11 protein-coding genes are annotated in these 12,292 nt (G+C 56.5%); 3 read left to right on the top strand and 8 right to left on the bottom strand.

Annotated features, from left to right (window positions below; genetic code table 11):
- Window positions 1-159: 159 nt before the first annotated feature.
- The gene (locus tag BLS30_RS08135) at window positions 160-1,092 is read left to right on the top strand and encodes a hypothetical protein (protein ID WP_052744077.1); all 933 of its coding nucleotides are present in this window, start codon (window positions 160-162) and stop codon (window positions 1,090-1,092) included.
- Here BLS30_RS08135 and BLS30_RS08130 read toward each other — a convergent pair.
- Window positions 1,064-2,086: a GumC domain-containing protein gene (locus tag BLS30_RS08130; RefSeq protein WP_170832437.1), complete on the bottom strand. Its 1,023-nt coding sequence runs from the start codon at window positions 2,084-2,086 to the stop codon at window positions 1,064-1,066. The two genes, BLS30_RS08135 and BLS30_RS08130, sit on opposite strands and share 29 nt — an antisense overlap.
- Window positions 2,087-2,338: 252 nt before the next feature.
- On the bottom strand, window positions 2,339-2,713 hold the full coding sequence (locus BLS30_RS08125; RefSeq protein ID WP_046479634.1) for a hypothetical protein: 375 nt from the start codon (window positions 2,711-2,713) through the stop codon (window positions 2,339-2,341).
- 237 nt (window positions 2,714-2,950) lie between these two features.
- Between BLS30_RS08125 and BLS30_RS08120 the strand changes: the two genes are divergently transcribed.
- Window positions 2,951-3,910: a 2-hydroxyacid dehydrogenase gene (locus tag BLS30_RS08120; protein WP_046479637.1), complete on the top strand. Its 960-nt coding sequence runs from the start codon at window positions 2,951-2,953 to the stop codon at window positions 3,908-3,910.
- Window positions 3,911-3,999: 89 nt separating this feature from the next.
- Here the strand turns inward: BLS30_RS08120 and BLS30_RS08115 are convergent, their stop codons facing one another.
- The 5 genes from BLS30_RS08115 to BLS30_RS08095 form a co-directional block, all read right to left on the bottom strand.
- Window positions 4,000-4,182: a hypothetical protein gene (locus BLS30_RS08115; protein WP_046479640.1), complete on the bottom strand. Its 183-nt coding sequence runs from the start codon at window positions 4,180-4,182 to the stop codon at window positions 4,000-4,002.
- A gap of 9 nt (window positions 4,183-4,191) precedes the next feature.
- Entirely contained in the window at window positions 4,192-5,544 is a 1,353-nt protein-coding gene (locus BLS30_RS08110; protein ID WP_090227962.1) for an amidase, read from the bottom strand.
- 13 nt (window positions 5,545-5,557) lie between these two features.
- A complete protein-coding gene (locus tag BLS30_RS08105; RefSeq protein WP_046479645.1) occupies window positions 5,558-6,913 on the bottom strand; it encodes a TRAP transporter large permease in 1,356 nt (451 codons plus the stop codon).
- Window positions 6,910-7,446 (bottom strand): TRAP transporter small permease subunit, encoded by a 537-nt coding sequence (locus BLS30_RS08100; RefSeq protein ID WP_425284155.1) that lies wholly within the window; start codon window positions 7,444-7,446, stop codon window positions 6,910-6,912. Before BLS30_RS08100 ends, BLS30_RS08105 begins: the two co-directional genes overlap by 4 nt.
- A gap of 168 nt (window positions 7,447-7,614) precedes the next feature.
- Window positions 7,615-8,757, bottom strand: a complete 1,143-nt coding sequence (locus BLS30_RS08095; protein ID WP_046479651.1) for a TRAP transporter substrate-binding protein — start codon at window positions 8,755-8,757, stop codon at window positions 7,615-7,617.
- Window positions 8,758-9,200: 443 nt separating this feature from the next.
- On the opposite strand from BLS30_RS08095, the gene BLS30_RS08090 reads away from it, so the two are divergent.
- Window positions 9,201-10,400 (top strand): pyridoxal-phosphate-dependent aminotransferase family protein, encoded by a 1,200-nt coding sequence (locus tag BLS30_RS08090; protein ID WP_090227959.1) that lies wholly within the window; start codon window positions 9,201-9,203, stop codon window positions 10,398-10,400.
- A gap of 91 nt (window positions 10,401-10,491) precedes the next feature.
- Here BLS30_RS08090 and BLS30_RS08085 read toward each other — a convergent pair whose 3' ends face one another.
- The gene (locus BLS30_RS08085) at window positions 10,492-12,276 is read right to left on the bottom strand and encodes an SLC13 family permease (RefSeq protein ID WP_090227957.1); all 1,785 of its coding nucleotides are present in this window, start codon (window positions 12,274-12,276) and stop codon (window positions 10,492-10,494) included.
- Window positions 12,277-12,292: the final 16 nt, after the last annotated feature.

Genomic DNA, 12,292 nt, shown 5'->3' with positions numbered 1-12,292 from the left:
CAGATTAAGTGCAAGATGGCTGGCTTTCTGTGAACTTGTTGCACTATTGCGCTGGCTGAGTTGTGCAAAATACGCTTTGATCCGATCGTCGGGAGCTTTTGTAAGAAAAATTCGGGAAGACTTGGGTGTCTTCCGGTCTTCGCTGAACCGGGGGGGGGGATGAAGGCGTCAGCGTGCTGGCTAGTCGGTGGCCTGATGGCCAGCCTATGCTTTTTGGGTGCAGGCGGGGTGCATGCCGGGCCGGCGATTGGGCAATTCGAGATCAAGGATCTTGAGGCTGAGCCGGGGACCGTCGAGTTTCAAAGTCAAAATGCTCATTCGTGGGGGCTGCCAAAGCGCCAGTATCAGGAAGTGGCGCCTGGTGAATTCGCGTATGATGACAATAGCGTAGCGCAGCAGCGCCATGCGCTCGAAATTGAGATGACGCTCACCCACTTCTTTCGGATGCGTGTCGGCATCGAATATGAAAAAGAGCGATTGGACGACCCTGAGGGGCCGGTGTTTGCTAATGACTTTGGGGGGCTTACGCTCGACGAAATCGCTGTCGAAGGCGTGGTGATACTCATTCCGATCAAAAACAAACATGGGATTGGGTTGGGAGCCCTGACAGAAGTCGAGCACCCTCTCGAAACGGGTAGCGCTAATTCGGTCGTGTTTGGTCCAATCATTGAGGCGCAGTATGGACCGTGGTCGGCGGTAGCCAACCTGACGCTCGTGCACTTCTTTGGTGGAGATCCTGACGAACGCGATCCGAAATGGGATTTCGCCTATGCGACGCAGATTAAATACGATGCCACGGAAAACTGGGCATTCGCTCTGGAGGCCTACGGTACGGTAGACCGGCTCGGGAATAGTGGGACGCCGGATGAGACACGGGTACTGTTTGGCGACTTCGATCAACACCGCATGGGGCCGTTGATCTATTACACCTACCGTTCCGAAAACAACGCAATAGACATCGATACAGATGCAGAATTTGGTGAAGAGAAGGACGAGGGCACGACCGTTACGATCGGGGTCGGATTACTCGCCGGGCTCAATCAGAACACGCCAGAAGCCACGCTCAAGTGGAGCGTTGAGGTCGAGTTCTAACCTTTCGCGCAGTGGGCGGCATCTGGTGAGACATTGGTAGATTGCGTGGTTGGGTAAGCGCCAAATCGATATAGGCCGGTGGCCAGATACTCTTTCGTTTTCGAGGCGAGAGTAATGCAATGACTAGCGCGAAAACGATTGCACACAGTAGCCCGGTGACCAAGGAACCGATTGCTGCGCGCATTTGTGAGGTGCGTGAAACCGGTCGATCTGCCGCCTGCTCGACAATGCGTGCATCCGGCAAGTGCAGCCCAAAGCTCGTGTCGGCTTGCCGCCCGGTTTCCATTTCTTCGTTGAGTTGCTGGGTGAGCGCATTGATCTTTAATGTGGGATCTGGCGCATCGATTGGATTTGCGAGTACCGTTGCTTGAGGCTGAGGGGAGGCCTTGGCCGCTCCAATCTGTGCACGCAATTCCGCGATGCGGTCTTCCGCGGCGCGCATGCGCTCTTGAGCGAGGCGTTTCTTGCGGGCTAGCTTCCGGGAAATGTAGACGTCGGCTGCAGTATCAGCGATCCGGGCGGCCAGTTCGGGATCGCTCGCTTTTGCTGTGATTGTTATCAAAAGGGTATTCCGCAAGCGTCGCGTTTTGATGAGCGCCGCTACAGTGGCCGCAGAACGGCTCAGTTTCGGATCAATAGCGAAGGTTTTGCCGTCGTCGTTTTCTCTGGCTTCGTCCATAAAATCGAAGCGCGAATTCTTTTGCTGAATCTGAGAGCTATCGCGTTGTGATGTCTCTTGCCCGCGGAGAGACATGAGGGTGGAGGGTATGCGTTGCCACAGCGGAGCCTCATCAAGAAACTCCGGTCTCTCCTGTAATTTGAGATGGACGACGACGGCCAAGGCCAGTTCGTGAGAACGGATGTCAGAGAGAGCTTTTGCGGCAACTGCATCGTCGGCTTCGATGACATCATACGAGGCGTCGTTTGAAAGGGTGCCGTGTTTTGGATCAAGCTGGAGCGTCGTTGTTGCGGAGTAACGGGTTGGCGTTGTCAAAAAAAGGGTCAGCGAAAAGCCCGTTGCGAGAGCCGCGATGACAATAAGTCTTCGCCACTTGATGCGCGATCCCCATTTGGCGTTGGGCCAGCGGAGCAGTTGGCCTGACCCTTTTCGCGGAAGGTTCCTAGGGTTTCGGCACTGGCGAGATGAGTTCGTCATTCAGGTTGACAGGTGAACCAGCGGCGCAAGTGCGCGAGATGCATGGTAACTGGTGGGAAACCAAGGTCGCTTCTATTGAGGTGTACGTTTTCAAGCACCGCTTCGTCGCACGCTCGCGACGTTGATATTGATGTCATAGGTACATCTCAGATTGGTTTGCGGGTCCGCAGGTGCGAGCACCAGATAGGGCTGCTTGTATGCCGCATCCCAACGCGTATCGCTGATCTCCCAAAGGTTTACCCCGAGATCGCCGCGACCAATCTGCAACGCAATTGATGATGGTTTCGACCAAGCGAGACCGGCAAATTCGGCGGATTGGTTGAGCCGGTCGCGTTGACACGCGGCGATGGCATTGTTGCGGTAAGCGGCGATCAGCGCATCGGCTGTTGCAGAGCGATAAATCTGATCCTGGGCGTAGACCTTGAGAACGGCCAGAAGCGCCAGGGCAGCGATAATATATTTCATCGGTCTGATCCCCTTGGCTGGCCCGGCGTGGGTCTTGGTGGGACGGACGCCGGCTTGCGAGAGCGGGTGAGCGTGTTCCGTAATGCTCAGAGGCAAGATTCCGAATTCTTGGTAAAGAAAGCGTCAAGCTGCGGCCTTCCGCCGTCTGTTAGCCGAAATACTTGTCAGGGCCTGCCGCATGCGGCACAAGCTGCTTGGTTGAACTAAAAATCCTTATTTGAGGGAGGAGTTACGGCTATGAAGAAGCGCCTGCTAATTACGCGCCGCCTGCCGAGCGCCGTGGAAGAACGGGCCCACCGGGACTATGAGGTGGTGCTCAATGAAGACGATCATCAGATGACTCCAGAGGAGATCGCCGAGAAGGCGCGTGACGTCGACGCTGTGATGATCACGATCACGGACAAGATGCCTGAGGCCGCGGTTATGGCGCTGCCGGAGCACATCAAGATCATGTCGACGTTTTCGATCGGTTTCGACCATATCGATCTGAACGCTGCCAAAGCACGCGGCATTAAGATCGGTAACGCACCGCATGGTGTAACGGTGGCGACGGCTGAAATCGCGATGCTGCTGTTGCTCGGTTCCGCGCGCCGCGCTTCTGAAGGCGAGCATATGATCCGCACGAAGTCGTGGCCGGGCTGGGCGCCGCTGCAACTTGTCGGTCGCCGCCTCGACAACAAGAAACTGGGCATTTTCGGTTTCGGCAAGATCGGTCGCGCACTGGCGCAGCGTGCTCGTGGTTTCGATATGGAAATCCACTATCACGATATCGTTCGCGTCAGCCCCGAGCTTGAGCAAGGTGCGATCTATCATGACACTCTGGACAGCCTGTTGGCCGTGTCGGAGTTCTTCTCGATCAACGCGCCATCGACGCCCGAGACGCGCTATTTCTTCAACAAAGATGCCATCGAAAAGATGCCGCAGGGTGCGATCGTTGTGAATACGGCGCGCGGCGATCTTGTGAAGGACGAAGATGTGATCGCGGCGCTCAAATCGGGCCGTCTCGGCTATGCTGGTCTCGATGTGTTCGCGGGTGAGCCGAAGATCAATGAGGCTTACTACGGACTGGAGAACACGTTCCTTCTTCCGCACCTTGGCTCTGCTGCTATCGAAGCCAGAAATCAGATGGGTTTCGAGGCTCTCGATAATATCGATGCCGCGTTTGCCGGTAAGGAAATGCCGTTCGCGCTTACTTAAGCAGCTGACAGACGTTAGGTGTTTTGAATCCAATTGGCCCGGATCATCTCCGGGCCAATTTGTTTTTGACTGTTTGGTGGGGTAGCTGGCTAGTGGCCTTTGCTACCATTCTTGATTTTACTGAATGCCTCCCGCCAGAAATCGTATGTCACCATCAGGCCGGTGATAATCAGAACGATTTTGATATCCCAGCCCTCGACTGCGTATCCGAGGATCGCAATGAATGCGAGGTAGAGAGCGAGGGAGAATATTGCGAGCAGCTTGTCATACATGAAAGAGCCTCACGCGGTGGCGGGTTGTTGAGCCAGATGCTCGACTAGCCATTTGGCGGTGCGGAGAAGGCGGCCGTCGTCGCGACGCGGTCCTACGAGTTGGACACCGACGGGGAGGCCGTTGACTTCCATAATCGGGACTGAGACGGCGGGCATGCCGAGATAGGTCCACAGGCCATTGAAAATCGGGCTGCCTGTAATGCCTTCGTCGAGATGCGGTGCTGGGCCGGGCGCCGCAGGAGTGAGAATAACGGAGTAGTGCTCGAAGATTTCGGCAATGGCTTCGTACGCCCTTTCCCGTGACGCGATCGCTTCGATATAGGCGCGCACGGGAACTTTGACACCTTCATCAAGCCGAACGTTCAGTTCGTCGGACAACAGGTTGCGTGCTCGGTCTTGCAGCGGTCCGTAATACGAGGCGTTCTCCGCGAGCTGTACCAAGCGCTGCCATTCGATGACGCGAGCGAGGCCGTTGAGTTCGATCTCGTCGCATTGAGCGCCGAGTTCGCTGGCCAGTTCGGTGAACGCCTCTCGCATTTCAGGATCTGCCTGATCCCAGGCTGGCGTTTTCACAAACGCGAAGCTTGGCGTGAGGGGTGGCTTGCTGGCAGCTAGCTCAACGACGTTTGGGCCACTTGCAAAATAACTTGCGGGATCGGTAGCGTCGTACCCGGCCATGCAATCGGTTAAGAGCGCTAGGTCTTCAATCGAACGGCCAAAATAGCCGACCGTATCCAGTGTGTGGGACTGCTGCAGGACGCCTGTGCGCGAGACGAGGCCGGATGTGGGCTTGAACCCGTAGATGCCGACGTAGGATGCGGGCCGCAATACCGAGCCGGCGGTTTGCGTGCCAACTGCTCCGGGCACCATTAGGTCTGCAACGGCGGCTGCCGATCCCGCGGATGATCCCCCCGGTGTATGGGATGTGTTGAGTGGGTTCTTTGTTGTCGAGGGTGTAAGCAGGGCAAGTTCCGTCGTTACCGTTTTTCCGATAATTATGGCGCCTGCTGAGCGTAACGCGGCCACGCAGGTGGCATCGCGCTGGGGTCGGTTGCCCGAAAATATCGGGCAACCGTTCTCATTGGGATAACCGGCGACATCGATGATGTCCTTCACAGCAATTGGGACACCGTGAAGGGGGCCTATGCCGTTTCCGGTGCCGCGGATTTGGTCGGCAACTGTGGCTTGTTTGAGCGCATACTCGTGATCGATGTGCGCGAAGGCGCCAATGGCGTCGTCACGTTCGTCGATCCGTGCGAGGCAGGCTTCTGTGAGTTTTTCGGACGTGACGGTGCCGTCGCGGATCGCTCTTGCCGCTTCGGTCACCGTCAGCTCATTCAGTCCACCGGCGTTTTCCGCCATGTTACCTCATCGATCAATGGCCGTAGAAATATTCGGGCATCCAAAGGGCGATGCCTGGGAACGTATACAACAGCACCATCGCCAACAGAACCATGCCCAGATAGGGCATACACCCCGCGAAGATCTGCGTCAGACGTATGTGCGGCGGCGCTATCCCCTTTAGATAGTAGGCCGCCATGGCCATGGGTGGTGTCAGGAACGATGTCTGCAAGTTCAAGGCGATGAGAATGCCGAAGAACAGCGGATCAATCCCGAAGTGCGTCACCAGTGGTAGGAAGATCGGCACGAAGATGATGATGATTTCCGACCATTCGAGCGGCCAACCGAGCAGGAAGATAATGATCTGCGTCAGGATCAGGAACATGATTGGCGAGAGGTCGAGAGAGATCACGAACTCTTTGACGAGGTTTTCTCCACCCAAGTAGGAGAAGACGGACGCGAAGGTCCAGGAACCGACGAACAGCCAGCACACCATGGCTGAAGTCCTGACGGTCAGATAAACGGATTCTTTGAGCCGTTCCCACGTCAAGGATCCGTAGGCGGCGGCCAAAACAAGTCCTCCGAGCGATCCGACGGCAGCGGCCTCGGAAGGTGTGGCGAGACCGAAGAGAATTGCGCCAAGCACGGATAGGATTAGTAACGCAAGAGGGACGAACGACGTCAGCATCAGCCAGTAGAGGGCCCAGCCCGAGATATCGGCTGTATCATCTTCGGAAGGTGGCGGCGCAATTTTGGGGTTCAGTACGGCGCGGGTGACAACATAGATCATGTAGAGTCCCGCCAGCATGAAACCGGGTAGGAACGCTCCGGCATATAGCTTTACGACTGAGACGTTGGTGGTTGCAGAATAAACGATCAACATGATCGACGGCGGGATCAGGATGCCAAGGCACCCGCCGGCGCAGATCACACCTGATGCGTAGCTGGGCTCGTATTTGGCTTTCAGCATCTGCGGATAGGCGAGAAGCCCCATGAGCGTGACCACGGCACCGACGATGCCCGTCGCGGTCGCAAATAGTGCGCATGTTAGAAGAGATGCGAGTGCCATCGACCCCGGAACGTTTTTGGCGGCGATCCGCAAGCTTGTGAACAATCGGTCGACGATGTTCGCGCGTTCGACGATGTAACCCATGAACAGGAAGAGGGGGACGGCGGTCAGCACGTCGCTGGACATCACCGAGTACGTCTGGTTGACGAACAAATCGAATATTCGGTTGTCGAATATCGACGTCATCCGTTCAGGATCATAGTAGGCGTAGTAGCCAAAGATCACGCCCATCGCCATCAACGTAAAGGCGATGGGAAAGCCGAGCATGACAACGAAGATGAAGAGTGCCAGCATCATGATGGCAACTTGCGGGTCGGTCATTTAGGCGCGTCCTTGTTGCCGGAGAGCTGCTGAGATAATTTTGCGTGGTCTTCGGCCTGATGGAGCAAGGCCGTTTCTGTTTCTTCCACGTCTGCCAGTTTGTCCGGCCAGGAGCCTGTCTGCAGGCATATGATGCAGCGACAGACTTGTGCGAAACCTTGAATGAGAAGCAGTATCCCTGCAGCAGGTATGATGAACTTGAATTGCCAGATGGGGATGTTGGCTGGGCTCATGGAGCTGACTTCGAGCCAACGGAAGGATTTGCTGGCATATTTCCAACCGGCGATGATCAATGCCAAAACGCCTGGAAAGAAGAAGATCACATACAGCACCAACTCGATGGTGGCCTGGACCCTATTCGGCCAGAGGCGATAGAAGACATCACCTCGTACGTGGGCGTCACGGGCGAGCGTATAAGCGCCGCCCATCATGAACAGGGCGCCATACATCATGTAGCTGAGGTCGAAGGCCCATGTGGTCGGGGCTCTTAGTATGTAGCGAACAAAGACTTCGTAGCTGACCCCGAAGGTCATTGCGATGATGCACCACGCAAACGCGTGGCCCACCCAAGTCGACAATTTGTCAACGGCTCGGATAAACGAAAGCACCGTTTAGCGTCCCCAAAAAATTGGACCGATACGTATAGGTCGGAAGCCACATCTGTAGCTTCCGACTTCCGGTTTAAGTCAGTCCGAGACGGGTCAGCCCATCTTCAATTTGTTTGGGAAATAGTGCTCGTAGGCCAAACGATAGTCAGCGGCATTCATCAGGTAGTAGAACGCCACACGTTCCGACCACTTGCGCTGGCTGTCGACAACTTTCTTGAAGAAGGCATCCTGTTCCAGCTTTTCGAGCACTTTGTCCCAGCTCTTAAGCTGTGCTTCCATCACCGCCTTTGGCGTACGCGCGACGGTAACTCCGTCTTCGTTCATCAGGCCCTGCAGGTCGGCAGAATAGCGATCGAGTGCGAGCGCGTAGTTTGCCGTGTTGGCAGCTTCGGCGCCGTATTCGAGGATCGCTTTGATTTCCTGCGGCAAGCCGTCGAACTTCTTCTTCGAGAAAATGATCTCAAAGAATTCAGCGGCCTGGTGATAGGAGCCCAGCATGTAGTGCTTGGAAACGTTCTGGGCACCAAACTGGCGGTCGGACGTCGGATTGTTGAACTCGAACGCGTCGATAACGCCGCGTTCAAGAGCTGGAACAATTTCGCCGCCGGGAAGCTGCGTTACAGCTAGGCCCATGCCTTGCATAATGTCGGTTGCCAAGCCGACGGTACGGTATTTCACACCGTTCATGTCTTCGGCGGTTTTGATTTCCTTCTTGAACCAGCCAAGTGGCTGTGTGGGCATCGGCATAGCGAAGAAGCCGACAACGTCGAGGCCTAGGATATCTTGGGTCAGCTCTCGATACAGTTCGCGGCCATCCTTGGACTGGATCCAGGCCAGCATCTGTGTCGCGTCGCAACCGAGGACCGGGCCGGTCCCGAAGAGCGAAGCAGCTTTGTTTTTACCGTACCAGTATGCGGAAACCGTGTGAGCCGCGTCGATGACGCCATCAGAGCAGGCATCCTGAACCTGGAACGCTTTAACAACGGCGCCGGCGGGCAGAAGGTCAAATTTGAGACGGTTGCCGGACATCGCTTCGCAGCGATCCGTGTACTGTTTTGCCATCTCCTGGAAGATGTCGGATGCACCCCAAGAGGATTGCATCTTCAGCGTGATGGTTTCTGCCCGGGAAACGTTGGGCATTGCTACTGTGCCAACCGCGGCCGTACCAGCAGCAATGGCGCTGCCTTTCAGAAAGCGACGACGGGAGACGGACTTTGTATCGGTCTTGGACGTCATAGGATTTTTTTCCTCCCATAAGGAAAAAGTGACAACAGTGCCCACGCCAAAGGTGGGGTGTTATGCGACCGGCCGTTTTCGGCTCTGGTTGCGGCTCAGCTAACCTGCCGCGCGCTTTGTATGAGTCAATTGCGCACATGTGACAATTCGTAGAGTAGCTATTTGGCAGGCATGGAGCCTTTCGCAGCCTAGCCTTCGTCGCCAAACCCGTAAACGGCTTTTTCACTGCGGGTGCGGGGAGCTTGGTGGGTATCTTACGTGTGCCTGGTTTTTGTGCCGCATGGCGCCAACTTGACTGGCAGTTGCCGGAAATCCTATAGCTCTGGGCCTTAGCATGCATTTTGCCGCATCGGATTTTGCGGCTTGCGCTGTGCCTAGGAGGGACCTGCGCTGCCGTTGCGGCTTGTCATGGGCGCCGCACTATTAAACTTTAGGATGATATCATGTCGAATACGACGCGCCAGCCGGGACGTCACTTCCTTCAGATTCCAGGTCCTACCCCCGTGCCTGAGCGTATTATTCAAGCGATGGCGCGTACGATCATCGATCATCGCAGCCAAGCTTTTGCCGATCTATCGCTGCGCGTCATCAATGGCATAAAGACGATCTTCAAGACGAAGCAGCCCGTGATTCTTTATCCCTCATCCGGGACCGGCGCGTGGGAAGCGGCGCTCGTTAACACATTGTCGCCCGGCGATAAGGTGCTGATGGTCGAGACGGGCCAGTTCGCAACGCTGTGGAAGGACATGGCGGCGAAGATCGGTCTGGTGCCCGAATTCCTGCCGACCGATTGGCGTACCGGCGCTGAAGCCGATGCGATTGAGAGCGCCCTGAAGCGTGATACCGCGCATGAAATTAAAGCCGTTTGCGTCGTGCACAACGAGACGGCAACGGGCTGCCGTTCGTGGATTCAGGATATCCGTAAGGCGTTGGATGCCGCCGGCCATCCTGCGCTCCTCATGGTCGATACGATTTCTTCGCTCGGCTGCTTGGACTATCGCCATGACGAATGGGGCGTCGACGTCTCCATCTCCGGGTCGCAGAAGGGCTTGATGTTGCCGCCGGGTCTTTCGTTCACGGCTGTGAGCGAGAAGGCATTGGAAGCGGCAAAGTCTGCGTCGCTGCAGCGGTCCTACTGGTCCTGGCAGGACATGATTGTTTCTAACGCCAGTGGCTTCTTCCCGTTCACGCCCGCTACCGGTCTGCTTTATGGCCTCGAAACAGCGATCACGATGCTGCACGAGGAAGGGCTCGACAATGTGTTCGCGCGTCATGAACGGCATGGCCGGGCGACCCGGGCTGCGGTTGAGACTTGGGGGCTGGAAGTCCTTTGTCGCGATCCGAAATATTACTCGCCAGCTGTGACGAGTGTGCTCATGCCTGAAGGTCATAACGCCGATACGTTCCGGGCCTTGGTCCTGGAGAATTTCAATATGTCCTTGGGCACGGGATTGAACCGTCTTTCCGGGAAGGTCTTCCGCATTGGTCATCTCGGCGACACTAACGATCTGACGATTATGGGTGCTCTGTCGGGCGTTGAGATGGGTCTTGAACTCGCCGGCGTTCCTCACGCCAAGGGCGGTGTGACGGCTGCTATGGCGGAGATCACGCGCGCGACCAACCAGGTGCGCGCCGCGGCGTAACGAGTGCGGGAAAACGAACTAAAAAAGGACCGCCGGTTCACAACAGTCGGCGGTCTTTTTGTTTTCAGGATACCTCGTGCGTCGAGGATGCTCAGAGTGGCCAGACGAGCAATATCATCGGTACGCCGACGGCCAGGATTATGATTTCCAGAGGTAGTCCCAGGCGCCAGTAGTCACCGAAGCGATAGCCGCCCGGTCCCATGATCAGCGTATTGTTCTTGTGGCCTATGGGGGTCAGGAATGCGCAACTCGCGGAAACCGCGACCGCCATCAAGAACGGATCTGGGTTCACTTCCAATGATCTGGCAACATCGACAGCGATGGGAGCCGCGACGAGGGCAGTAGCCGTATTGTTCAAGACGTCGGACAACGCCATCGTCAGGGCCATGATGATTGTGAGGATCGCCCACGGTGGAAGATCTCTTGCGGCGTTGACGAGGCCACTTGCGAGGACGTTCGTCGCGCCTGAAGTTTCGAGCGCCAATCCGATGGGTATGAGCGAGCCGATCAGGATGACGACAGGCCATTCAATCGTGTCATAGAGCTGCTTGATCGGGACTATGCTTGTAAGTACGTAGAGCGTGCTTACCAGAGCGAGTGCGACAGACAAGTCGACCCAGCCAACGCTCGATGCTGCGATGGCCGTTGCAAATATTCCCGTCGCTAGGGCGGCTTTGCCGGATGCGTTTACCTCAAGGCCGCGTTCAGCGAGGGGCAGAAGGCCCATCGCATCCAGAAAGGCATGGATGCGTTGCTGAGGGCCGAGCAATAGCAGGACATCGCCAGCGGACAGCGGCGTCCGGCGCACGCGCGAGGCAATCCTGCGGCCGTTTCGTTGAATGCCGATGAGCCAGATGCCGTAATTGTCAACGAGACTGAGGTTGGCGCTGGTGCGTCCTTCGATGCGTGCGCCGGGGCGGACAACGGCTTCCACGAGTTCCAGTCCGGTGCCTTCGATTTTTTCGCGTTGGTGGTCGGCTTCGACGTATGAGAGCTTGTGTTCGGACACGAACTTATCGAGCGCTTCAGCAGCCGTTTCGACCAGCAGGACATCGCCATCCTGAATCTGTATCCAGCCGGATGCGCTCGGTAAGCGATTTTTGCCACGGATCACGTTGAGCAATGTCAAGTCTCCGTCCTGACAGGCCTTCTCAAGATCGAGGAGTGGCATTCCTACGATGCTTGAATCCTGATTGACGGTGAGTTCAGCAATGTAGTCATCGAGCTTAAAGGTGCTCAACGACGCGCTGCTATCGTCGGACGGCGTGGGGATGAGACGCCAGCCAACCAGCGCGATGAAGGCAATGCCGACCACGGCAAGGACGATGCCGACCGGTGCGAAGTCGAACATCTGAAACGGTGCATCGACGGTGCGTTCGCGGAATGTCGAAATGATGATGTTGGGTGGTGTTCCGATAAGTGTAACCAACCCACCGAGCAATGTTGCGAACGAGAGCGGCATCAGCGTCAGTCCCGGTGACCGCTTCGCCTTACGAGCAGCTTCGATATCGACGGGCATCAGCAAGGCCAATGCGCCGACGTTGTTCATAATGCTCGAGAGAAGGCCCCCCACACTGGCCATGACAGCTATGTGAGTGGAGATCGAGCGTCCGGCGTTCGTAATGTGGCGTGCTAGCAGCTCGACAGCGCCGGACGCCGCCAAGCCATGGCTAACGACGAGGACAAGCGCGATGATGACGGTGGCCGGATGGCCGAAGCCTTCGAATGCTTTTCCGGCCGGGACGACGTTGAGAAGTACGGCGACGATCAAAGCGCCGAACGCGACGATATCGTAGCGCCAGCGACCCCATACCAAAAGGACGAATACGCCGGCAAGCAGGACCAGGATAGTGATCTGATCCGGTGTGAACTGCATGCTAGCCCCCCGCGTT

The sequence above is a fragment of the Filomicrobium insigne genome, assembly GCF_900104305.1.
GTDB classification, from domain to species: domain Bacteria; phylum Pseudomonadota; class Alphaproteobacteria; order Rhizobiales; family Hyphomicrobiaceae; genus Filomicrobium; species Filomicrobium insigne.
This window is presented reverse-complemented; position numbering and strand designations above follow the sequence as displayed.